The organism is Verrucomicrobiota bacterium, assembly GCA_038744685.1.
Lineage (GTDB): Bacteria > Verrucomicrobiota > Verrucomicrobiia > Opitutales > Puniceicoccaceae > Puniceicoccus.
Window position 1 is genome coordinate 1 of record JBCDMB010000002.1, and the last position, 19,113, is coordinate 19,113.

The 19,113-nt window shown below is 57.7% G+C and carries 32 protein-coding genes; 3 read left to right on the top strand and 29 right to left on the bottom strand.

Annotated features, from left to right (window positions below; translation table 11 throughout):
• The 28 genes from AAGJ81_01365 to AAGJ81_01500 all read right to left on the bottom strand — a co-directional run.
• Positions 1–881 (bottom strand): hypothetical protein (locus AAGJ81_01365; GenBank protein MEM0964784.1); only part of this gene is annotated, 881 nt, incomplete at its 3' end.
• Positions 882–883: 2 nt separating this feature from the next.
• Positions 884–1,159: a hypothetical protein gene (locus AAGJ81_01370; protein ID MEM0964785.1), complete on the bottom strand. Its 276-nt coding sequence runs from the start codon at positions 1,157–1,159 to the stop codon at positions 884–886.
• Between the two features lie 21 nt (positions 1,160–1,180).
• The gene (locus AAGJ81_01375; GenBank protein MEM0964786.1) at positions 1,181–1,312 is read right to left on the bottom strand and encodes a hypothetical protein; all 132 of its coding nucleotides are present in this window, start codon (positions 1,310–1,312) and stop codon (positions 1,181–1,183) included.
• 9 nt (positions 1,313–1,321) lie between these two features.
• Entirely contained in the window at positions 1,322–2,035 is a 714-nt protein-coding gene (locus AAGJ81_01380; protein ID MEM0964787.1) for a hypothetical protein, read from the bottom strand.
• A gap of 22 nt (positions 2,036–2,057) precedes the next feature.
• Positions 2,058–2,486 (bottom strand): hypothetical protein, encoded by a 429-nt coding sequence (locus AAGJ81_01385; protein ID MEM0964788.1) that lies wholly within the window; start codon positions 2,484–2,486, stop codon positions 2,058–2,060.
• A gap of 38 nt (positions 2,487–2,524) precedes the next feature.
• On the bottom strand, positions 2,525–3,061 hold the full coding sequence (locus AAGJ81_01390; protein ID MEM0964789.1) for a hypothetical protein: 537 nt from the start codon (positions 3,059–3,061) through the stop codon (positions 2,525–2,527).
• Between the two features lie 2 nt (positions 3,062–3,063).
• Positions 3,064–3,510, bottom strand: a complete 447-nt coding sequence (locus tag AAGJ81_01395; protein MEM0964790.1) for a hypothetical protein — start codon at positions 3,508–3,510, stop codon at positions 3,064–3,066.
• Positions 3,510–4,121 (bottom strand): hypothetical protein, encoded by a 612-nt coding sequence (locus AAGJ81_01400; protein ID MEM0964791.1) that lies wholly within the window; start codon positions 4,119–4,121, stop codon positions 3,510–3,512. The genes AAGJ81_01395 and AAGJ81_01400 overlap by 1 nt, the downstream gene beginning before the upstream one ends.
• 25 nt (positions 4,122–4,146) lie before the next feature.
• Complete coding sequence (locus tag AAGJ81_01405; GenBank protein ID MEM0964792.1) at positions 4,147–5,382, bottom strand: hypothetical protein; 1,236 nt, start codon at positions 5,380–5,382, stop codon at positions 4,147–4,149.
• On the bottom strand, positions 5,379–5,831 hold the full coding sequence (locus AAGJ81_01410) for a phage protein Gp36 family protein (protein ID MEM0964793.1): 453 nt from the start codon (positions 5,829–5,831) through the stop codon (positions 5,379–5,381). The genes AAGJ81_01405 and AAGJ81_01410 overlap by 4 nt, the downstream gene beginning before the upstream one ends.
• A 9-nt stretch (positions 5,832–5,840) precedes the next feature.
• A complete protein-coding gene (locus tag AAGJ81_01415) occupies positions 5,841–6,722 on the bottom strand; it encodes a DNA cytosine methyltransferase (GenBank protein ID MEM0964794.1) in 882 nt (293 codons plus the stop codon).
• A gap of 237 nt (positions 6,723–6,959) precedes the next feature.
• A complete protein-coding gene (locus AAGJ81_01420; protein ID MEM0964795.1) occupies positions 6,960–7,886 on the bottom strand; it encodes a hypothetical protein in 927 nt (308 codons plus the stop codon).
• A 38-nt stretch (positions 7,887–7,924) separates the two neighbouring features.
• Complete coding sequence (locus AAGJ81_01425; GenBank protein MEM0964796.1) at positions 7,925–8,353, bottom strand: hypothetical protein; 429 nt, start codon at positions 8,351–8,353, stop codon at positions 7,925–7,927.
• Positions 8,354–8,399: 46 nt separating this feature from the next.
• Positions 8,400–9,587, bottom strand: coding sequence for a phage protease (locus AAGJ81_01430; GenBank protein MEM0964797.1), 1,188 nt, complete (start codon positions 9,585–9,587; stop codon positions 8,400–8,402).
• Positions 9,574–11,103 carry a DUF935 family protein gene (locus AAGJ81_01435; GenBank protein MEM0964798.1) on the bottom strand — a complete coding sequence of 510 codons (1,530 nt, stop codon included), beginning with the start codon at positions 11,101–11,103 and terminating at the stop codon, positions 9,574–9,576. The genes AAGJ81_01430 and AAGJ81_01435 overlap by 14 nt, the downstream gene beginning before the upstream one ends.
• Positions 11,100–12,641 (bottom strand): hypothetical protein, encoded by a 1,542-nt coding sequence (locus tag AAGJ81_01440; protein MEM0964799.1) that lies wholly within the window; start codon positions 12,639–12,641, stop codon positions 11,100–11,102. Before AAGJ81_01440 ends, AAGJ81_01435 begins: the two co-directional genes overlap by 4 nt.
• Positions 12,638–13,201, bottom strand: coding sequence for a hypothetical protein (locus tag AAGJ81_01445; protein ID MEM0964800.1), 564 nt, complete (start codon positions 13,199–13,201; stop codon positions 12,638–12,640). Before AAGJ81_01445 ends, AAGJ81_01440 begins: the two co-directional genes overlap by 4 nt.
• On the bottom strand, positions 13,198–13,470 hold the full coding sequence (locus AAGJ81_01450; protein ID MEM0964801.1) for a hypothetical protein: 273 nt from the start codon (positions 13,468–13,470) through the stop codon (positions 13,198–13,200). The genes AAGJ81_01445 and AAGJ81_01450 overlap by 4 nt, the downstream gene beginning before the upstream one ends.
• Positions 13,467–13,835, bottom strand: coding sequence for a hypothetical protein (locus AAGJ81_01455; GenBank protein ID MEM0964802.1), 369 nt, complete (start codon positions 13,833–13,835; stop codon positions 13,467–13,469). Before AAGJ81_01455 ends, AAGJ81_01450 begins: the two co-directional genes overlap by 4 nt.
• A gap of 5 nt (positions 13,836–13,840) precedes the next feature.
• Positions 13,841–14,410 carry a hypothetical protein gene (locus AAGJ81_01460; protein ID MEM0964803.1) on the bottom strand — a complete coding sequence of 190 codons (570 nt, stop codon included), beginning with the start codon at positions 14,408–14,410 and terminating at the stop codon, positions 13,841–13,843.
• On the bottom strand, positions 14,407–14,871 hold the full coding sequence (locus tag AAGJ81_01465; GenBank protein MEM0964804.1) for a hypothetical protein: 465 nt from the start codon (positions 14,869–14,871) through the stop codon (positions 14,407–14,409). Before AAGJ81_01465 ends, AAGJ81_01460 begins: the two co-directional genes overlap by 4 nt.
• Positions 14,858–14,986, bottom strand: a complete 129-nt coding sequence (locus tag AAGJ81_01470) for a hypothetical protein (GenBank protein MEM0964805.1) — start codon at positions 14,984–14,986, stop codon at positions 14,858–14,860. The genes AAGJ81_01465 and AAGJ81_01470 overlap by 14 nt, the downstream gene beginning before the upstream one ends.
• Positions 14,983–15,582, bottom strand: coding sequence for a hypothetical protein (locus AAGJ81_01475; protein ID MEM0964806.1), 600 nt, complete (start codon positions 15,580–15,582; stop codon positions 14,983–14,985). The genes AAGJ81_01470 and AAGJ81_01475 overlap by 4 nt, the downstream gene beginning before the upstream one ends.
• 364 nt (positions 15,583–15,946) lie before the next feature.
• Positions 15,947–16,315: a hypothetical protein gene (locus AAGJ81_01480; protein ID MEM0964807.1), complete on the bottom strand. Its 369-nt coding sequence runs from the start codon at positions 16,313–16,315 to the stop codon at positions 15,947–15,949.
• A gap of 156 nt (positions 16,316–16,471) precedes the next feature.
• The gene (locus tag AAGJ81_01485) at positions 16,472–16,684 is read right to left on the bottom strand and encodes a hypothetical protein (protein MEM0964808.1); all 213 of its coding nucleotides are present in this window, start codon (positions 16,682–16,684) and stop codon (positions 16,472–16,474) included.
• 64 nt (positions 16,685–16,748) lie between these two features.
• Positions 16,749–16,955 carry a hypothetical protein gene (locus tag AAGJ81_01490; protein ID MEM0964809.1) on the bottom strand — a complete coding sequence of 69 codons (207 nt, stop codon included), beginning with the start codon at positions 16,953–16,955 and terminating at the stop codon, positions 16,749–16,751.
• A 24-nt stretch (positions 16,956–16,979) separates the two neighbouring features.
• Entirely contained in the window at positions 16,980–17,414 is a 435-nt protein-coding gene (locus tag AAGJ81_01495) for a hypothetical protein (GenBank protein ID MEM0964810.1), read from the bottom strand.
• Positions 17,415–17,450: 36 nt separating this feature from the next.
• Positions 17,451–18,155 (bottom strand): XRE family transcriptional regulator, encoded by a 705-nt coding sequence (locus AAGJ81_01500; GenBank protein ID MEM0964811.1) that lies wholly within the window; start codon positions 18,153–18,155, stop codon positions 17,451–17,453.
• A gap of 30 nt (positions 18,156–18,185) precedes the next feature.
• On the opposite strand from AAGJ81_01500, the gene AAGJ81_01505 reads away from it, so the two are divergent.
• From AAGJ81_01505 to AAGJ81_01515, 3 genes are read left to right on the top strand one after another with little or no spacing between them, the layout of a single operon-like run.
• Positions 18,186–18,386, top strand: coding sequence for a hypothetical protein (locus AAGJ81_01505; protein ID MEM0964812.1), 201 nt, complete (start codon positions 18,186–18,188; stop codon positions 18,384–18,386).
• Positions 18,383–18,586 carry a hypothetical protein gene (locus tag AAGJ81_01510; GenBank protein MEM0964813.1) on the top strand — a complete coding sequence of 68 codons (204 nt, stop codon included), beginning with the start codon at positions 18,383–18,385 and terminating at the stop codon, positions 18,584–18,586. Before AAGJ81_01505 ends, AAGJ81_01510 begins: the two co-directional genes overlap by 4 nt.
• 1 nt (position 18,587) lies before the next feature.
• On the top strand, positions 18,588–18,950 hold the full coding sequence (locus AAGJ81_01515) for a hypothetical protein (protein MEM0964814.1): 363 nt from the start codon (positions 18,588–18,590) through the stop codon (positions 18,948–18,950).
• Positions 18,951–18,958: 8 nt separating this feature from the next.
• Here the strand turns inward: AAGJ81_01515 and AAGJ81_01520 are convergent, their stop codons facing one another.
• Entirely contained in the window at positions 18,959–19,093 is a 135-nt protein-coding gene (locus tag AAGJ81_01520; protein MEM0964815.1) for a hypothetical protein, read from the bottom strand.
• Positions 19,094–19,113: the final 20 nt, after the last annotated feature.

The window sequence follows — 19,113 nt, forward strand, 5'->3', positions numbered from 1 at the left end:
CCGCCGCGGCTACCTAGAACGACGTTCCCCGAAGAAACGCCGCTGAACGCGCCAGCAATAGTATCGGCAAGAGAGCCGTCTACGTAGAGCAGAAGATCGCTTCCAGACCTTTCAAAATAAAGGTGATAGGTCCGCCCAACAATTGGCAGCCAGTTCAAGTCAATATTTGTCGATCCCAGTCGACGGACTACGAGCTGATTGGAATCATCCCAGAACCCCAAAATAAAATTGGACTGCCCGCCTACGCTGAAAATTTGAGCAAATGTATCCGCGCTGCCTAAAGTGAATTTGAACGCAAGACCCTCTCCGTCTTCGCCCCAAGTGGTTCGCGTGTCGATCTCACCGCTGACTCCATCGAGCCAAACCGCGCCCGCCCGAGCGCGGGTGTTGAGGCCGCTCGTGAGGTCCTCTTCCAGGACCAGACGGCCGGAAGCGGCCGGAAGCGTAATGTCATAAAAACTGGTCCCGTCGTATGATGGATCGGGAGCGAGAGAAATGTAATTAAAGTCGAGGACGTCGTTCTTAAAAAACAGAGCTCCGACGTTCGTCTGGTTGCCGATAATGGTCGGCGTGTTCATTCGCACTCCGGTGCCGTCGACAAAAAGGAGCCCACTGGCTACGGTTAGCTGCCCGAAGAACACCGGATCGAACTGGCCCAGCCCCATAGCATCTCTTGCCGCTGGAATTGACGTGGCCCCTAAAACGGGCTCGATGATGGGGTTGATGTTGATCGTGCGGGTCCCGGTGCCGCCGGATGCGTTCTCGGAGAGGACGCGGATGTCGTTCTCTGCGGCGGGGGCGTAGGTCATCGGCGTCACCGCCGATGCAACGAGGAGCGCGAAGTTCGAAGATCGAAAGAATTTTTGTATTCGGTTTTTCATAACTAGGTGTTGTCGAAGGTGTCGCCGTAGATATGGAGGGTCCATTGGGTGCCGTTGTGGCGGTAGTAGTTGCCTGCCCCATCGTCGTGCCATTGGCCTTTCGTGCCTGGGGAGTCTTGAGTCTCCGGAGGGGAAGAGACTTCGAGGGCTGCGTAGAGAGCGACTGCGAGGCCATCGCCATCGAGGCCCGTGCCGTCGTTGAGGATGGCTATGACAGCGTTGAGCTTGGCACGGACGCTACCGCCGCCTTCGTTGTTGTTGATGTTGGAGATTGCCATAATGGTTCTTTCTAAAATTCCTCAATCATCCAGCCACGCTTCCCCATCGGCCCACCGGGATGAGTCGCTCCAGATGCCTTGGGCGAGGAGCCATACGTTCCAGATGGAGAGGATCACCGGTGGCGGTGGGAGTTTCTTGGATGAAATGGGCATGGTCGTGGTCTAGTTGTCCTCCCAGGAGGCTTCGTCTCTCCAGCGGCGGGAATCGCTCCACAGGCCATTGGTGAGAAGCCATAGGGCTGATACCGGTTGCGTGACGGGCGGTGCGGGTGTGGCCGGCGAGGCGGGACCAATAGTGTCGGGATTGGCGGGATCTGCCGGTGACGGTATATCGAGCTCGATAGGAATGGCGGGTGTATCGGCGATGAGCTGCTCGAGGCTTTCGGGCGGTGCGGGTGTGCCGGCAATGAGTTGATCGATGCTGACCGGTTGGGCGGGTATGCCGGGCGAAGCGTCTTCGGCGAACGATCCGGACTGCGAGTAGGCACCTCCGAGAACGCTGACGCTCTCGATGATCGCGAACTTCCCCTTTACGTGCTTCAGGCTGTAGTTGGTCAGGTGTGCACCGGCGAGAGTTGCCGTTATTCCGGCGACGATGAGTCTCAGATCGTTTCGACCTTCGGGTAAAAGTGCCGGCCGCTGAAACTCCCAAAACCTCGCCGCAGCGATGGTATCAAACTCCCGGCGGATGGCCCACGTCATGGTATGGCTGAGATTGAGTCCGCCATAATAGGATGAACTTGCAGCTCCGATGGGTCTCGATCGCTGCGGTGCATCGGGCACGCGGTTGAGATTGACCTCAGACTCCACGAGATCACCCGCAGCTACCAGTTGGAAGGTGCCGAAGTTGATCGCGAAGGTGCTCTCGTGGGCCATGAGGTCAAGAGGGTGAAAGCGGTCAGGCTTCGGCGAAGCCTTTCGCGTTGAGGGCTGCTACCTGATCGCCGGTGAGAATGGCTCCGGTGTCCGTGTATTCGCCGTCGTTCGAGAGTGATCGATCGGGCAAAGCGGCGATGAGCTGATCGACCCAATCGCCCTGGGCGCAGCCCGCGCCTAGATCGACTGAATTGACGCTGGCCGGTATCACGAGCTCAGCGAAGGTCAGGCCCGCACCGGCGTTTACCAGCGTGAGCGTTGACAGGTTTTCAGCTGCGCCCGCCCGGATTCGCCCGGAGGACGCGCCAGCCAGATCGATACTGATTGCAGCGGGATCACCGTAGCCGGCTACGGTCTCGATCGGGACCGATCCCGCACCGGCGACAGGGAGCGCGGTCGGAGCGGCCGGAGCGGCTCCACCCGCGCTGGGAGGTGTAAGGGTGTCTACCATTGGATGTCAGATTTCAGGTTGGAAGGTGGAGAGCCCCGTTAGGTGAGGTTCGAGAACTGGCCGACGTTGAGATCGCTCTGGAGGAAGCGGAAGTTGAGGACCGGCTTGGTGACCTGACGGCTGTCGGTCACGTCGGCAACGGTGACCTCGCTCCACATGTCGAAGACGTTGACGAGCTGGTCGGTATCCGCGCGGTATTTCTGGACCTTGAGCCAGGCTTGCTGCTTCTCCGTGAGAGATCCGGGCACGTAGTTGCCTCCTGCATCCGGCTGGTTGGCCGCCATAGCGAGGGCCATGATGAGCTCATCCATATCCTGAGTGGTGAGAGCGATGACGAGGCCGGCGCTCTCAAAGGTGGAACGGCGTGGCTTGTAGCCTCCCGGTGCGGGAGCGTAGTGAGTAGCCTCGCCTTCGTAGGAAGGTGTGGAGACGGCCTGCTCGATGACGCCGAGGTTTTTCCAGTTGACCTCCGGTTCGCCGTCGGGCTTGGCATCCTTGGATACAGTGACGCCGTCGATTTCGAGACCGGCTAGGGCCACGTAGGCGTGGCATCCGATGATTGGTAGTTGAATCATGATTACGAGTTTGGTGTGATGGTTTCGTCCAGATTGGCCTGAACGGTGTAGATGAGAAAACTTTCATCAGGGGTGATCTGCCATCCCTCGACAACAAGCTTGCGTAGCGGATGAGTCTTTGGGGATGGTTGCCAGTTGTGGATTGCCTTCATGATCGAAACCAATCGCTGACTAGCGGGCACATCATCGGCTTTTCTCAGAACGGGGTTTGACCACAGGCTGATTGCGTAGCTCGTGGTCATGTCGAGTTTGCGTTCTTCGATAGGAGTTCCCCTTACTGCGTCGATAACAACAACAGCGCCACCTGCTTTGGCGACGCCTTGAGCGATCATGTTGGTGAGATTCTTCTGCCGATTGACGATTACTTCGATTCCTTCAAGGTCGGGAAGGCCCGTAAGAAGAGGTTCGAGGGCGTCGGCCGTTTCGAGTATGTCCGTGATGCTACTCATTAGTTCGCGCCCCCATTGGCTTTTGCTCGCTGAGCTTCGCGGCTGATAAATGAGGTGGCAGCCTGAGCAAGTGCTTCAATAGACGAGTTCTCATCCGGGAGTGCCTCCGGATCGGTTGGAACGACAACCCTCTTCAATAAACGGTAATAGACCCGCAAGGCACCGCCTTCTCTTTTGGCAAGAAAGCCTCCTTTTGCAGCCTGCGAGCGGATGAAGAAGAGATCGGCGATCAATCCCGAGGATGGGCGAATACCGTAGGCCTCGCGGCGCATAGGAATCGCTAGATACTTACTCCGTTTCGGCGTGATGGTGGCACCGTAAAGATGGGTGGCGAAGCGGGGGTCTGCGATCGCGATGGTGGCCTTGTTTTGTTTGGCCGAGGTGAAGGCGGTCGCACGGGCTACCTGTGCCCAGAAGTTTTGCTTGGGCCAGTTTCGTTTGTTGGGGGCACGGTTCTTTGCCCGGAAGTGGTCTTGCAAGGTCCGCTCATGAGTCTTTCCAAGGACGCGCATAAGAGCTGCACGGCGTGTGCCTGCGATTGCGGAGTGGATCGCTGCGATCGTTTCGCGGCCATCGCCTTCCTGGTTGACTTGAATAGTGATCTTGGACATGGTTTAGGCTTCCAGAGGCAGGTGACTAAAACTCACTGGGCGCTTCATTTGGCCGGGGTTCGTCCCCGGCCTTTTTTGTGATCCAGAAGGTGGAGGCGCGTAGACGATTACGGCTTTTTTTGGCGAAGACCTGGAGTTGACCGATGCCTGCGATGGTCCGGCTGAGCCGCACCTCGTCTCTTTGGTCTCCGGGTAGTATTTCGTCGGGATCGGCTAAGACTGCGGGAAGAAGCGAGACGAGCTCGGGGGTAACGGGGACTTGCCCGCGGAGAACTTCGGTCGCCGCGCTGCCGTGGTTACGGTTGATGTGGCGGAGTGTGTCGGTCGTTACTTCGAGCGGGACGTTGCGGGCCAAGCCAGCTGCTTTGGTGAGACGATCCGTCGCGAAGCCGAGGGGAATGGTCTGTTGAATCTGGTCGCCGGCTTCTACGGCGCGGTAGGCATCCGCGACGAGGTCGCCTGCGCCTCTCCAGGAGACGCGGCCTTCACTCACGACGAGCTGCGATCCGAAAAGGTTTTTCAGCCCTTCTCTATAATAGTCGGGCAACCGGGTGACGGAGAGTTCGACCTCGCGGTTGAAAGTCTCGTCTTCGGGACCGGGGGGCGGTGGTCCTGGCTCGATCAGGCCGAGGTCTTCGGCTTCCTCGCGCGAAAGATCGCGTATGCCCATCCCACTGCCAAAGTCGAAGGGTGGCCACGGTCGGTCGAAGCGGGAGATGGCCGTCCAGATCGGATCGTTTTTCAGAGCGACCATGCGCCCATTGACTGTTCGGCCTCCAGCAGCAGCCCAACGGCTACGCCAGTCGCGCTCTTCCTGGCGGACTTCAACGCGAATGAGCTCACGGGCGGGGAAGGCGTCGAGGAGGTCAGGATCCTGCCCTTGTTTCCAACGCCCGTATTCATAGGCGTCTTCGATCTGGAAATCATAGATCAGCTCAAGACGACGGCGGGAGGCGAGATCGGTAAGGCGACCGGAGTCCCCTTCGGGACCACCGAGCGAGGCGCGCATGTCTGCGACGAAGCGGGAGCGATCGGCAAAGACATCATCGGGGTTCAAAGTGAGGGCTTCGTCGACGATGCCCTGCATGCGATCGAGATCCTTGAGACGATTGACGCCTGCCGAGAAGAAGGAACGGTCACGCAAACCCACGGGCACCTGTGCCCACTCCTGTGAACGCAGAGCGGAAGGCACCGGGATCTTCGACCGATTCCGGCGAATGGCATCGGTGAAAGGGATGGGTCTGTCGGTGAGTAAGTTCATGCTCCGTCCTGGCTGGTCCGGTCGAACTGACGATCACCGGAATGGATCGCCGGCGAGGGGATGCTGGTAGTATTCTCGGCTTCCGGATTGAGTGGTTGCTCCACGGCGAAATCGCACCTTGCGGTGTCTTTGAGCAGAGCGATCGCATCGTCATACTCCCGCCTCCGATCGTCACTGATCAGGCCGACATCGGGGAGGCGTGTGAGGAGCTTGTAGCGGAGGATCGCGAGGAAGGCGTCTTCGAGCTCGTCGGGGATCGTTCCGTCGGGACCGACCTTGTTTCGATCGCATGCAGCCACACTTCCGCGAACGCGGCGCACGGCACTCTTTATCTCTTCCGGTAGAGGGTCCGGTTGACCGTCGCTCAGCGCGGCTTCCCGGACGGCGGTAAACTCCCCGCCGGTAAGACGACGCTCTATGTCGTCTTCTGTGATCGAGATCCAGCTCATGCGGCTTTTTTAGGCGGCCTCCTTTCGGGTAGTCTGAATCTCACTACGGATGATGTTGCCGATCCATTCTGCGACTTGCGGACAGATGGCGTTTCCGGCAGCGAAAGATTCTGCAAGGTTGGCCTCATCCAGTCCGAGGCAAAGCCCATGATCCTGAGATTTTCGGCTCCGCTCAACCATCTCACCCCATCCGTCCTCTTCAGTGACCAATAGCTGATTGCTGAGACCGAGTCGGGAGTTGGCGTTGATTGCTTGGAGAGTAGGCGCTGGCCACAGGTGGCCCTCAACCCCTTCCCGCGGATCAAGCGGGCCAGATATTGGCCCCATTGGAGAGGCGTCAAAAAACAACTCCATGGGGGGTTCTTTTCCAAGACGCCCAACCACGAAAACTCGACGGCGTTTCTGGGGGACTCCGAAATAACGACTGTCAAGCACCCGGAAGCATCCCAGATACCCGCGTTCGGCAAGGGACCTGACCACTTTCTGAAGGGAGGCTCCTTGTCCGTGTGAAACCATACTCGCCACATTTTCAAGAACGACCCACTCCGGCTGAATCTCGTCCAGAATCCGGAGGACCTCGAAGAAGAGACTCGACTTCTTTCCTTTGAGCCCTGGGCGCTTTTCTCCTGGCCGGTGTCCGGCGTTGGAAAAGTCCTGACAAGGGAATCCCGCTGCAATGCAGTCAACGGGAAGCAGATGATCTCGGCCGGCCTCCCTGACGTCACAGAATCTTTCCGCACCGGGAAATCGGTCGGCAAGCACAGCCCGGTTAACGGGATTGATCTCGACTTGCCATTCGGTGCGCCATCCGGCGCGTTCGAAACCGAGGTCGAGTCCGCCGATGCCGGCGAAGAGGCTTCCGATTGTGGGTCTTGTGTCATAGGCTGTCATTTCTTTCGAAAAAGTGCGCGTGATTTCGCTTGCGGTTCGAAGGTATACGCGCCCCACCTTCAGTCCGTTCTTAGGACGATTGTCTTAGCAGCATGCAGAGTTCATCGGTTTGGTTGGTTAGATGATTTTTTCTTTCATGGTAGTTGTCGTTGTTCACCCCAAAGGCCGCTCGATCCCGCTGTGCGCGGGAAAGGCGGCCAATGAAGGCGATGCGTTTAGAGACGCCTCGTTCCTGGCTTAGCTGTCGGTGGCGTTGATCCGCTTGGCGGCTGGTGCGTTCGTCACTTCGACGTCTTCGGACCAGTCCATCTTGAGGACTTCACCGCGGCCGTCTTCGGTCTCGTAGCTGCCGGGTACCATCCAGCCTCCATCGAGGCGGAAGGTCTTCATGAAGCTCGGGTCGAGGGTGGTCGGATTGTCCGAGCTGGCGAAGACGATAATCGAATCGTCCAAGAGGAACTCGATGTCGTCATCCAGCCCTTCGGCGGCAACGTCCTCAACCATAAGGCTCATCTGGCACTCGGGCTCCGAGAAGAGGAGCGATCGGAAGGCAGCGAGGTCGATTGCCTTGACAGCACTCTTCTGGTTGGCCACGAGCTGCTTCTTGACGTTGGTGTTGTTCTTGGTGCGTAGCCAAGCGGTGGCACCGAAGAGGACTTTCACCGGCGCGCCATTGCGGGCTGCCTTAATGACCTCAAGGATCGCGGCATCGATCTCAGCGACAGGATCGGCCGAAGCGGCAGTGAAGTTCGAGTCAGTCCCGGCACCGATGGCGGAGAGTCCTTTGGTAAGAACTTCCTTCTCGTGGGCGAGAGCGGCTACATCCGCGACCAACCGGGAACCGTAATTCGCCATGTTGATGAGCTGATCGCCTTCCATCTTCTCGAGGTTGTCGATCGGGAAGTCGAGCGCGTTGGGCTCGCAGTTGTAGTTGGCGTCCGATGCGTCGAAACCGATGCGGGCGGCGCGGCCTCCAAGACCCCGTTTGGTGTTGGGGACGTGGAAGCGGTTCTTCTCGTCGTAGACCTTGTGCTTACCCGTAAGGGTTGGCACCGGGACGGCGGGAGCGAGGAAGTTCGCCACGGCGCGGATCGCGCTCTGCGCGGCCCCCTGGGCGAAGGTTCGAATCGTGGGATCCGAAGAGATGGAACTAATGCGTGACATGATGATTGATGAGTTTGAGATGAGAGATTGCCAGAGGCTTAGGAGACTGTGACGGTGATCGGCCCGATGCCCCGGAGAAGGATGAGTTGCCCGTCGACTCCAGCCTCCTCAGCGATCGCGAGGACGTTGTAATCGCCAGCGGCCGCCGGCAGTGCCCGGACCATGCCCTTGTCGGCTGCGGTGCCCACGTCGGCCAGGACGAGCTGGTTACCGGGGTTGCAGGTGCCTTTCAACTTCACCCGGTATTGCTTGCCCGATGTGAGGGGGATGAGCGTGACATCCTCGGTATCGGCACCGGGATCACCTACGATAAAGTTGGCGAGATCGGTGTTGGCGGTGGGAAGCACAGCCTCGGGAGAACCCGAGTCGTGCGTGAGAACGGCGAGGAAGCCCTCCTTAGCCGAGAGGTCTTCTCCGGCAGGATAAACAACGTCGCCCGGTATGGTATTGGTCTGTGATGGGAACATGGTGGTTTACGATTTCAGATTTGAGATTTCTGGTTTGGAATTTCAGTCAGGACTCGACCGCCGGTTCTTCCGCTTCAGCGCGGCCCCAGGCGACGTGAAAGCCAACCCGCTCTTCCCGCATGATGGTCTGTGCACGGTTGCTGATCCGCTGGGCGCGGGCTTCCTCGGTCTTCGCATCCTTTTCGAGCTTTTCGGCCGGACCGTCGGGAGCCTTGGCGTCCTTCCGGTTGAAAACGGGATCGGCCGGCTTCTTCTCACCCTCGGGTTTTTTCAACCCCTTGAGGAAGTCGAGAGTGGCCTCGCGGTTGGCGATGAGCGAGGGGCGGATCTTCTCCGGATCGGAGATAAATTCCGCGTATTCGCTCAAGGTGGCATCTGCCAGTTCGGTGGAAAGCTCGGTGACGCGATTGCGGAGATCGGCGGTTTCGCCGGCTGCGGTCTCAAGGTCTGCGAGCGTTTGGTCCGTCTCGTTGAGACGGTTGAGAAGAGCCCCCTCGTCGGCGTCTTCGCCGAGACCGAGAAAGCTCCGTAGTCGTTTGAGGAGGTCTTCCATTTGTGGTGTGTGATTAGGTTGGTTGTGATGGCCCCGGTTCATCAGGGGCGATAGATTGGTGAGGCCGCGCCTGTTCGTCAGGGCGGCGCCGGAAAGCTTCTTCGGCCGGATGCGGTTTTTGCCCAGAGACTCAAAGCCTCCGGATGGGAACTCGGGAGAGAGCCATCGATACTCGCGGCCCTCCACGTCGGCACGACCAGATGGCGTCCAGTCGATGCGTGCCCAGAGACCGTCTTCACGGATCTCGGTTTCCTTGATCCAACCAGCGGCTCGTGTCTCTTGCGAGAGGTCGTGGCTGAGGTGGTCACGGTCGACCAGCATGTCGAGTGGCTTCGGGAGATCGCCGGCGATCGCTTCAATGGCAGAATCGTCGATCACCTGGACCCAATGCTTTCCTTTGGTGTCTCTGTTCGGGAACTCGCCCTTACTCACGAGATGATACCAGCCGTCTTCTCCGGGATTTTCGCGGTTGCGGAGGTCGGAACCGGGGCCAAAAGAGCGATTTTCCCCGGATTCGGGCGCGGAATTGAAAATTGCCGATGGCCTGCGAAACAGGACCCCGTTGCAAAATCGCTCTACCCTCTTGCAAAATCGTTTGTGGGGGGTAGTTGGTAGGTTGATACCAAATTGCCCCTCCAAAGCCTTTCTCGGGCAAAATTCGTGTCGGCTAGTCTTCTTCATTTTCCTCCGTGGTGGAATTTTCGCGTTGGATCTCGGCCGCACCGGAGACGGCGGCCGTCCCGAGCACGCCTTCAAGGACTTCCGCGATCTTCATCTTCGTGGGATCAAGGCGGTAATTTTTGAGGCTGCGATCGAGAGACTTCAGAGCCTCGTCGAGTGAGTCGGGATCGGTAGCTTTCTCGATGGCGTCGAGAAGTCCGAAGAGATCGTCGAGGTCTTCACGGTTTGCCTCTGCCATGAGATCGACGGATGTTGAGCGGAGATCCTCCTCGATGCGGGAGCGGTTGAAGATGGGGGCGCGGTTTGTCAGGGGTGCCTCCTCTTCATCGGCGTCCTCGCCGATGCTACTTTGACTGGCTACTAGCTTGTATCCGGTTTTTTCCGACAGCTCATCGGCATCCATCCGGAGGCCTGCTTGGTGAGCGTCTTTTGCTCGGGTAAAGTGATCGTTGATGTCTTCCTCGTCACGAGCGGCCAGCTCGAAGTAGACGAGGCGATCCTCGTCCGGGAACTCACCGGCAAGAAACGGTTTGTCGAAATGCACCTGCAGGCACTCTGAAATGTCCATGGCGATCTCCTCAGCGATGGCCTGGAAGGTGTCTGCATGTTCCTCGCTGGCGCCTTCGCCGATACCGGTTGGCTTGGAGAGCTGGGTGAGCAAACCACCCGTGCCGGCTAGGACGATCTCTTCATCCTGGTAACGGGCATGAGACTCGAAGGGATTCGTTCCGCGGGTGTTGGCGTCGGCCGTCTTGACGTCTGCGCCGTAGGGAAGGACACCGCGGGAATCTCCCATGACCGCCTTGGCGATCGGCAGGTATTTCTCCCACTCATCCCCGGAGGCTTCCTGTGGCATGACCAGGAAGATCCACGGGATGCCATAGGTTTCAATAAAGCCGTCCCAATCCTTTTTCGACAGGTTCTTGCGGATGTAGGCAAACAGGGCGACCTCGTCGATGGGGTCTTCAATTTCGCGGTAGACGAAGTTACCGAGGTTTACCTGTTCGCCTTTCTGAATGCCCGCTCTTGCGTCCAGGTTAATGCGCCATTCCCCATAGTCACCATCGGGCCGCACCCAATGCCATTGGGGAACGTGCTCAAGGCGATGGACGTGCCACTTGCCCTCTTCCTTGGTCCAATGCTTCTCCAGAAACGAGTATCCACGAAACTCGGCCAGGGCCAGCTTTCCAAAGACGGCGCGGATGTTCTCAATGCGCTCATAAGCCATCCGGAGCTTCTCTTTCTGCTCCTCTGCGATCTTCTCTTTACCCTGCGGGATTTCGTCGATTACTTTGATGTTCCAGTCGAGTTTCTTGATCGAGCTGAGGACCCGTCGTTTGACAGCGCGGAGCGTGGAATCGCGCTTTTCAATAAACTTGTAGAGCCATTGCAAGTCGGCGTAGTCGCCGGATTGGGAACGCTCTAGGAGGGAAACGGCTTTCCGAATCGTAAGACCGCGTAACGGGTTGTGCTCTTCCCGGATGCGGTTGACGAGCTGTAGGGTGAGAGGGTTCATCCAGCGAGAGCACGCGAGCCACGATCGGCTGTGCGTGAGTAGCGGTTCAGGAGTGAGGTGACCCGCTCGAAGCGTGGCTCGGTCTTTGGCCCTTCGCTGGCGCGGTTGGCGAGGGCCAGAGCGACACAGCGATCGCTGTGGCCGTCCTTCGTGCGGGGAGAGTCGTAGGTAAAGCCGCTGGCAGTAATCTTCTGCTGCATGGCATGAAGGTCCTCGCGAATCTTGATCGAGATGGGGATGCGTAACTCTGTAGGAGCTTCGAAAGCGCGGCGAAGGCGAGGGAACATCTCGCGCTTGAGGCCCTGCGTGAAGGTGCAGAGCTCGACCTTGCCAAACTTGTGCTGCTTCGGGTTGTATTCGCCGAAGCGTTTTACGAGGTAATCACCCAGGCCGATTCCCGGACCGGTGTAGTCGAGACACACACGGCGGCATCCTTGGATGCGGTGACGGAGAAGTTCTTCTTGGCGATTAGTGGGAGTATCCTCCAGGACAAGGACCTCGTGAGTCATCTTGAGGGACCCGCCCTGCTCCAGCGTCCAGGCAACCGTAGGGTCTGTCGTGCGGCCAAAGTCGATGCCCATAACAAGATGGCGCCCACTGGACCAGAGAGAAGAATCGGCGGTCTCGGTGGCCTCAAGGCTCTCGGCAAGGGCGATCAGCTCGTAAGGCAAGAGGACGTTCGACGAGTCGAGGAATTGGCAGAGAAACTCCTGTTGGAAGCCCAGCTCGTCGGCGAGGGCTTCGCGCAACTCGGCCACGTCAACAGGCAAGCCCATGAGCACGGCATGGTAGATGGTGACCAGGTGTTTCGACCAAGCCATCTTTGCCGATGGCTTCTTCTCCATGATCTTGTGCATGGCGCCGCCCTTGCCGTTAGGCGTCGTCCCGATGCGGACCTTCTTTAACCCACCGCGAAGTGGGTTGGTGATCGACGGAAGGATCGCCCGCCATGTTTCCTGCGGGTTATCAAAGAAGTCGAACTCGGTAAGGAAGATGTTCGCGGAACGACCGCGCACGGTATCCGGCCGACCTGGGACCGCCCGGACGCGGGAGCGGTTGGGAAAGATGATCTCTGCACTCTTGAGCAGAGTCTCCGAGCCGCCTTCACGTTCCTCGATGTAGTCCTCTATTACCGTGTCAAACGTCTCAGCCCATAGACGCCCTTGTTCAAGAGAATCGAGGGCCTGTCGCTCGGAAGGGGCACCGACCATCCATTCGCGCGATGGCTCAGCAAGGCAGTCGTCAATGATCGCGCCCTGATTTGTGTAATCCTTGCCCGTCTGCCGGGCTTGGAGATCCGCTATGAAACGACTTGGATCGTGCCAGACGGCGAACTGATACTCGAGGAGCATGTTGCGCGGATCGTCTATCGGGTATGGATTCTTCCATCCGGTGGCAGACGTCCCGAGCTCGTGAGTAGAGACAGCGGCCTCAAGGTCTTCGAGAGACTTTTCCGCGAGACCCTTGCCGGCAGTGTTGCGGGCTTCGATGACCTTGGAGCGAAGCTCCTCAATAGCCTGATCGCTACGCTTACTCATCCGATACCAAAAATCTGTTTGTGTTTGGCCTGCTTCTCCTCGGGCGTGAGGGTCTTATCCTCGGTGACCTTCTTGGCTTCATCCGCCTGGGCGGCCTTCTTCTCCAACAACTCCAACCGCCGAGAATCCAATGCCTGGTCGCGGCTTTTGAGGATCATCGAGAAGATGTTTTTGATGTCGCCGGGATCCATGCTCTTGTTCGCCAGGGCATCCATGACCATCTCGCGGAGGCCTGCCTCGATCGCTTGGTCGACAACGGCGCCATTGTCGGCGAGGCCTTCGGCCACAATCTGCTGGGCCTCGTGTTGCTGGGCCTTGAGACCCTCGCGCCAGAGCTTGACCCTCCACTCTTTGAGAAAGGCATAGACAGCCGAAACGCCAATGCCTTCCAGCCCAAAGCCTTCGATCCCGGTCTCCTCATCTTCCTCGCCCTCCGGGAGAAGAAGAATCTCTCGGATGCGGGTGCCCGAAAGCCGATGCTCGACCTCGAGGGCCGCAATCGCTCGCTGCGTGGTCTCCGGAAGGTTGAAGAGGACGCTGTCTGACCGGCGTTTCCTCAAGCAAGGCCCTCCTCTTCGAGGTAATCCACCCCGGCACTCGTGAGGTGCCAGCGAACGTTTGCCTTGCTCAGTGCAGAGGCTTTCTTCTCGCAAAGCTCTTTACCCAGGAGGTAGTCGAGTTCCTGAGACAGTTCCTTCTCCTCTATGGGTATGCCCTCTGCGTTCAGACGGCGGCGTAAAACATCAGCCGAGAAACCGGTAGGCCGAGCCACGTGGAGAGCGATCAGGATGAGATCGCGGAGCATCTGCCTGTCCACCGCCTCGCTCATGAATCGAACCTCCCCTCGTTCTTGCTGACCGTGTTGGCGATCTGGTCGATCTTCGTCTCCATACGGCTGAGACGTAGATTGAGGTTTCGATCCTCGTTGCCCTGTTCGCTCAGCTTCTGCTCGATTCCTCCCAAGCGCATGTAGACCTTTTCCCGCCCAGACGCTGCGGCCGCAGCCATTGCGCTGAAGCGCTCGTCGGTCTTCTTCTCAAGCGACTGCAAGGAGGCCCTTGTCGCAAAGGTCGCCTCAATCGATGGAAACCGTCTAGGCTCGCTCTTGGGGATTTTGTTCACGGCTACAAATGCCGCGATAATCACTCCACCGAGCGCAGAGAGCGCGGCGATCATTTCCCATTCGAGATTCATTGGCGTTATTCAGTTTCGGTTTCTGAGGGCACTTCGACTTCCACGACTTCCGGGCTAACCACTTCGGGCCGGGCGTTCTTGGCGATTTCGATCCCGGCAACCGCACCCACGGAGGTGACTACAACCGTCTGGACAGCATCGGTAGCGGCGGGCACGGCCGTCTCCATGACGGAGTCTTTCGCGGTTTCGGCATGGTCGAGCGTGTCGTTGAAGGCATTGGTCATGCTGGCGACCGGCTCGCCGACTTCGATCTGCATTGAGGCCGAAGCGGTTCCGTTGTTGCGGAACTCGATACTGGCCCCCGGCTCCAGTGAGAATCCCACCGAAACGAGTTGGCGATCACCGGGGGTAGTTGTGACAGTCTCGCGACTGAAGGGCTTACCCTGGTCGTCGATCAACGAGTCGGTTGTGACCGTTCGAGTGGCGCCGGAAAGCGTCTCGACGGTATCCCCGATGATCTCCGTCCGCTCAATAGCAGAGTCGTGGGCAGCCTGCCTTTCGGCCTGCCATGAGGCGCACCCGGTCATCATCAGGCTTACGCCCGATGCTACGAAAACTGAGAGCAAGCGGATCATTGGGCATCCTCCTCTGTAGCATCCCGCCGTGAGGCGGATGATCGAAAGCCTGCCGAGGTCATAAAGATACCCACTATCCCCGAGAGCCAACTCGCTGCCTTGACCATGAGCCCATTCAGGCTCTCACGCACCGTCGCGACTACTTCGTCCCGAGTCTGTAAAACCTCGGCCTTGCCTTCTTCCAACGCGGTAGTGGTAGTCTCTGCGGCCTGCCGGCGGATCACCTCGACGTTTTCTTTGATCTGCGTGGTGATCGCCCCGCCGTGTGTGATGACCCTGGCGAGCCGGTTAACCGCTTCCTGTAGCGCCTGCACTGTCTGGCGATTTTCGTAAGAGACGTAAGGCGGCGGCGGTGCGAACTCTGCCGCAATCTGGTCGCTAAAACTACCCCCACCCAGCCCGAGAGCGGCGAGGATGATCCCGGCAATGCCGGATTTGTTTCCGAGTCTATTGAGTTGCATGGTTCTGTTTCTTGGTGTCTTGGCGTCTTTGCGTGAGAAGATTACCGGGCATGAGTGCCGCGATGAGCACGGCCGCGAGGGAAAGGAGCATCACGATCTGGATGGCCTTGCTCATCCTTCCTCCAGGTTTGGCTGACCTGCCTCGCGGGGGGATTGGTTCAAAATCCGCAGAGCCTCGCCGTGAGCGAGAGTGTGGTACTTCTGGTGCTCATCGATGCCGGAGTGGTTGCGATCGATCTCCACGCCCGGGCGGATCCACGTTCCTAAACTCACTGCTTTAGGGTGGTGGCCACGCAACAAACGATCCTTCCTCTGGAAGAAGTAAAAGACTTCGCGGACGTTGGTGGGGATGCGTATCGGCAGCCCTGGCACGAAGGCGAGCCAGCGGAGAAAGAGAGTGCGCGAGCGGTAGATCGGATCGCAGAGCACCGCCGTTTCAATCGCGATGTCGTAGTGTTGCAAGTGCCTTGCAAGCTTGCGGAAACCGTAACCGGCTCCCCAGGAGTAGGCACAAACCAAAATGCGCACATCCGGATCGGAATGCTCGGCGATGAAGGCGGCCTTCTTCCGCCAGTTCTCATCCCACTCGAAAAGCTGCACGCTCGTTTCGGGAGAAGACAGCTTGCGCAACTGTTTCCAAAGCCGCGCCGTGCCCGTGTGCTCACCAATCGTTTCCGTGAAGCCGGAAATGCAAAGGATCCAGGCTTTCATCGAATGGGAAATGGAAGATGGAAGATGGAAGGTGAAAATCCACACCGGGGGGCGTCCCCGCGGGAGACGACTCCCCCGGCGTTTCTCTTCGCTTGAGAAAGTAAGCCCGGCAAACGAGCTTGGCCCCGGACGTGCGCGAGCGCGAAGGCAAGCGCGTCCATCGGGCGGAAAGATCTCAAATTTGAAATCTCAAATTTGAAATGCGAAAGCATCCCATCCGCTCGCCGGACCCTCCCCGGCGATCGCCTGCGGCTCAGATAGTCAAAAGCCGGGCGGGTCAAAACATTGAAAAAACCCTTGTCACGCCAAAGCCCGAAGGGCGACGGCAGACTGCTCTGGACGGATGGAAAGGAAGTTTGAAACATCATGCCGTAGCCTCCAATCCGCTTGCGGATTGCCCTGAGCCAGTCGAAGGGCTTTCTCCATCGAGTAGATCGGCAACGAGGATTCTGAGATCGGGCGCGTCGAGACACTTCGCCAGCTCGGTCACGAGAGGACGGATAAGCCCATACGGGTAAACCACTCGGATCCCTTGTCCGCAGTCCAATCGGTTGAGGATGGCGGCCGGTCCATGCAGTGCGGGTCGCCCCTGCCCATCTTTCTTAGGCCGCGAGACGCTCGCCATAAGCGCACCCGTCGTGATCGTGTTCCGGGCCTGCGGTGAGCGAGTCGAGCCTGCTTTAGTCTCGACTTTCGAGCGGCGTTTGGATTGTTCTTTGGCTACGGCCTCCATGAGTGAGGCCCGAGATTATCAAAGTCTCAGAAAATCCCAAAGGACACCGGACACACCAGTAGACACCAGTTGCGGAAAAAGAGATCCGGGCAAAAAAAAGGCCGCAAGAACGGCGTTTGGTAGGTGGGGTGCAGTCTCCGACAAGCCGGAGAGTAATCAATTCAACGCCGCCTTATCTTTCTGCGGCGGCTTCCACTCATCCCGAAGGATCTCTTTCTTCAAATCAGTAATCGTATCAAAAAAACCCTTGGAAGATCTCGAACAGCGAACCTTCAAATCGGCTTTAACGGCTTGGAACATTTCTTGGTCCTTGCAAAGAAGCCGTAATTCCATGAGCGCTCGATCCGCCTCGGCTAGATCTTTCATCATTTTGGTATTCATATCTTCAAAATTCCCCCTCTCAAATCTGCGCCAATCTGCGAAATCTGCGGACTTACACCGTCATCCCATTGATCTCCCGAGAAGGCCACCAACGCACAGCCGGGGAATCAGACTCTTCCCGCAAATGCCATTGCCCCGGCCCGTAGCGATTCGCCCAAGTACGCATCCCATCCTTCAGCTCGACCGATACCTGCAATCCAGCGTAGTCCTTCGGCGGTGGCCACGGCCGCGAGTTTTCTATGGTCTTCTCTTCTTTCAACGTTCGATTCGTACAGTACGATTTTCAGCTTCCCGGGATGCCTACCGCAGCGTTGGCTCCCGACAGAAATTCACCTTTGCCTACCGGAATAAACCAAACGACCTGCGGTGTCTCCGAGTTGCGAATCAAAATCCCTTTCTCCTGAAACTTACCTTTCTGTTTCCACTGGTCTGGTCGAGTGCCGAAACCGGATCGGTTGGTGAATCCCAAGTAGCGGATGGCTGCATCAGCCAAAATAGCGCGATTGATCTCCGTATCGGCAAGAGGTTCTTCCAGCTGGAGGAAAAGAGTGTTGGCGGTAAAGTTGTCGTCATCTGTGAAATAGCTGGACGCCTCCATTTTCAGAGTAAACCAATGCTTCTCCCCGTCTTCATCGACGAGCGATCCTCGCTTCGGAACGTCCGCCCATGTGGATGAAACCAATATTAGTAGTCCAATGATAACTGTAATGTTCTTCATGGTCTTTCCTCCGTGTTCTTCGTGGTCAAAATTTATCTACCAAACCCTCCTCTGGACCGACCACACCGGGTAGATCCAAGAGAACGAGTTTTCAGGGTAAACTTGAGATGGGTAAACGGGGTTGTAAGAGCTCAGCCGAAAAAGGTGCTGTTCGGCATCTTCAACGAAAAACCTCTTAAAGAGGACGCCATCATTTTTCAGGCGGGCGACAACCAAACAGCCATTCTTGGGCTGATGAGACGGCATCACCACGGCGATCTCTCCCTCCCGATGCTCGGGCTCCATCGAGTCGCCCACCAGGCGGATCGCAAACGCATGCTTGTCCGGACAATCGACCGGGATCAGCTCCTGCCATTCGGCAGGCAGCTCATCGAATGACTCAGCCTGGCCGGCCTGAGCCCAGGACACGACAGGCACCCAAATAAGTGAAGATGTCTGGATCTGCACATTGGATCCGTACTTCTGAGCAGCCTCAGAAATTATAGAATAACTCGAATCCTTTGCGGTTTTTCCGTATAAAAGGAAGTCTGCCGACACATTGAGAAAATCCGCCAATAGCTTGGATGCGTTGCCCCTGGGAAGCCATTTAGCCGTCCGCCACCCACTAACAGTGGAGACAGAGACGCCGCAGGCATCGGCTATTTCATTCAACTTCAGGCGACGCTCTTCAATGAGCGTGTTAAGCCGAACAGAAAAATTTTCGAGAAATTCTCGATTTTGTTCTTGATTTGATTCGCGCAATTCTGCAAAAAATTTCCGCAGTTCTCGAACATGCCAACGAAATCGTCAATCCCAAAACCGAATCCAAAGAGAATCCGTGCCGCTCTTATCCTGAAGGGAATGAACGTCTCTGATTTCGCGAGGAAACACGGCTTCCCGCGATCCACTGTTCAGGATGCACTGACGGGACGGCGAGGCGGTGTCATCACCGTCCGGATCATGGAGGCTCTCAAAAAGGAGGTCGGTAAATGAGTTCGGCCGAAATCATCCTTTCTTTTCTTTTCGAAAAAATCGAAGAGGAGCCGATCTCGAAACGGATCGAGGTCCTGAAGGCATATCGAGCGATATGTGCAAACGAAACTCTGGCGAAGAGCATCGATGATCTCGTCGATTCCTATCGTCAGGTCGCCAAACACCAGGAGCAGCTCCAACTCACCCTGCGATACGGCTGACATGCAAAAAGAGTTCCCATTCGCCAGCCTCGATTTTCCGGGCGTATCCGTTTTGCGGCCACAGCAAATCGGCGGAGAGAAATCGCCCATCGATGTAAGTGAGGAGCACGTTTACCGCCTAATTGATTCTGGCGACCTTCAGGCGATCGACATTTCCCGTCGCAATGGCATCGCCTCAGAGGATTCTCTAGGCCGGTCGAAACGAACTCACTTGCGCATTCCCCGTGAGAGCTGGCACGCCTGGCTACTTTCCCGCCTGACCGCTCCCTTCGATCCCCTCCACAAGCAGCTAACGACCGACCAACTCCGCCAGCACACACAGGACTGCCTCCGCGAACTCCAAAAGAGAGGGGTGCGGATATGAAGATGCCACTACTCGCGATTCATGCGAGCGCGGTATCGTGCAGCGATCCGCAAGACAAACCCATGGATCACACAAGCGAGGCCCCACAAGGCGACGAGAATCGCGACGAGGGCTTCCCACCCATAGCTCCTAGGGCCTTCCATGACCTGAGAGTCTTTCAACC

Excerpts from the sequence above, each read along its gene's own strand:
- AAGJ81_01370 (MEM0964785.1), bottom strand. The coding sequence starts at position 1,159 with ATGGCAATCTCCAACATCAACAACAACGAAGGCGGCGGTAGCGTCCGT.
- AAGJ81_01375 (MEM0964786.1), bottom strand. The coding sequence starts at position 1,312 with ATGCCCATTTCATCCAAGAAACTCCCACCGCCACCGGTGATCCTCTCC.
- AAGJ81_01380 (MEM0964787.1), bottom strand. The coding sequence starts at position 2,035 with ATGGCCCACGAGAGCACCTTCGCGATCAACTTCGGCACCTTCCAACTG.
- AAGJ81_01385 (MEM0964788.1), bottom strand. The coding sequence starts at position 2,486 with ATGGTAGACACCCTTACACCTCCCAGCGCGGGTGGAGCCGCTCCGGCC.
- AAGJ81_01390 (MEM0964789.1), bottom strand. The coding sequence starts at position 3,061 with ATGATTCAACTACCAATCATCGGATGCCACGCCTACGTGGCCCTAGCC.
- AAGJ81_01395 (MEM0964790.1), bottom strand. The coding sequence starts at position 3,510 with ATGAGTAGCATCACGGACATACTCGAAACGGCCGACGCCCTCGAACCT.
- AAGJ81_01400 (MEM0964791.1), bottom strand. The coding sequence starts at position 4,121 with ATGTCCAAGATCACTATTCAAGTCAACCAGGAAGGCGATGGCCGCGAA.
- AAGJ81_01405 (MEM0964792.1), bottom strand. The coding sequence starts at position 5,382 with ATGAACTTACTCACCGACAGACCCATCCCTTTCACCGATGCCATTCGC.
- AAGJ81_01410 (MEM0964793.1), bottom strand. The coding sequence starts at position 5,831 with ATGAGCTGGATCTCGATCACAGAAGACGACATAGAGCGTCGTCTTACC.
- AAGJ81_01415 (MEM0964794.1), bottom strand. The coding sequence starts at position 6,722 with ATGACAGCCTATGACACAAGACCCACAATCGGAAGCCTCTTCGCCGGC.
- AAGJ81_01420 (MEM0964795.1), bottom strand. The coding sequence starts at position 7,886 with ATGTCACGCATTAGTTCCATCTCTTCGGATCCCACGATTCGAACCTTC.
- AAGJ81_01425 (MEM0964796.1), bottom strand. The coding sequence starts at position 8,353 with ATGTTCCCATCACAGACCAATACCATACCGGGCGACGTTGTTTATCCT.
- AAGJ81_01430 (MEM0964797.1), bottom strand. The coding sequence starts at position 9,587 with ATGAAGAAGACTAGCCGACACGAATTTTGCCCGAGAAAGGCTTTGGAG.
- AAGJ81_01435 (MEM0964798.1), bottom strand. The coding sequence starts at position 11,103 with ATGAACCCTCTCACCCTACAGCTCGTCAACCGCATCCGGGAAGAGCAC.
- AAGJ81_01440 (MEM0964799.1), bottom strand. The coding sequence starts at position 12,641 with ATGAGTAAGCGTAGCGATCAGGCTATTGAGGAGCTTCGCTCCAAGGTC.
- AAGJ81_01450 (MEM0964801.1), bottom strand. The coding sequence starts at position 13,470 with ATGAGCGAGGCGGTGGACAGGCAGATGCTCCGCGATCTCATCCTGATC.
- AAGJ81_01455 (MEM0964802.1), bottom strand. The coding sequence starts at position 13,835 with ATGAATCTCGAATGGGAAATGATCGCCGCGCTCTCTGCGCTCGGTGGA.
- AAGJ81_01460 (MEM0964803.1), bottom strand. The coding sequence starts at position 14,410 with ATGATCCGCTTGCTCTCAGTTTTCGTAGCATCGGGCGTAAGCCTGATG.
- AAGJ81_01465 (MEM0964804.1), bottom strand. The coding sequence starts at position 14,871 with ATGCAACTCAATAGACTCGGAAACAAATCCGGCATTGCCGGGATCATC.
- AAGJ81_01470 (MEM0964805.1), bottom strand. The coding sequence starts at position 14,986 with ATGAGCAAGGCCATCCAGATCGTGATGCTCCTTTCCCTCGCGGCCGTG.
- AAGJ81_01475 (MEM0964806.1), bottom strand. The coding sequence starts at position 15,582 with ATGAAAGCCTGGATCCTTTGCATTTCCGGCTTCACGGAAACGATTGGT.
- AAGJ81_01480 (MEM0964807.1), bottom strand. The coding sequence starts at position 16,315 with ATGGAGGCCGTAGCCAAAGAACAATCCAAACGCCGCTCGAAAGTCGAG.
- AAGJ81_01485 (MEM0964808.1), bottom strand. The coding sequence starts at position 16,684 with ATGATGAAAGATCTAGCCGAGGCGGATCGAGCGCTCATGGAATTACGG.
- AAGJ81_01495 (MEM0964810.1), bottom strand. The coding sequence starts at position 17,414 with ATGAAGAACATTACAGTTATCATTGGACTACTAATATTGGTTTCATCC.
- AAGJ81_01505 (MEM0964812.1), top strand. The coding sequence starts at position 18,186 with ATGCCAACGAAATCGTCAATCCCAAAACCGAATCCAAAGAGAATCCGT.
- AAGJ81_01510 (MEM0964813.1), top strand. The coding sequence starts at position 18,383 with ATGAGTTCGGCCGAAATCATCCTTTCTTTTCTTTTCGAAAAAATCGAA.
- AAGJ81_01515 (MEM0964814.1), top strand. The coding sequence starts at position 18,588 with ATGCAAAAAGAGTTCCCATTCGCCAGCCTCGATTTTCCGGGCGTATCC.
- AAGJ81_01520 (MEM0964815.1), bottom strand. The coding sequence starts at position 19,093 with ATGGAAGGCCCTAGGAGCTATGGGTGGGAAGCCCTCGTCGCGATTCTC.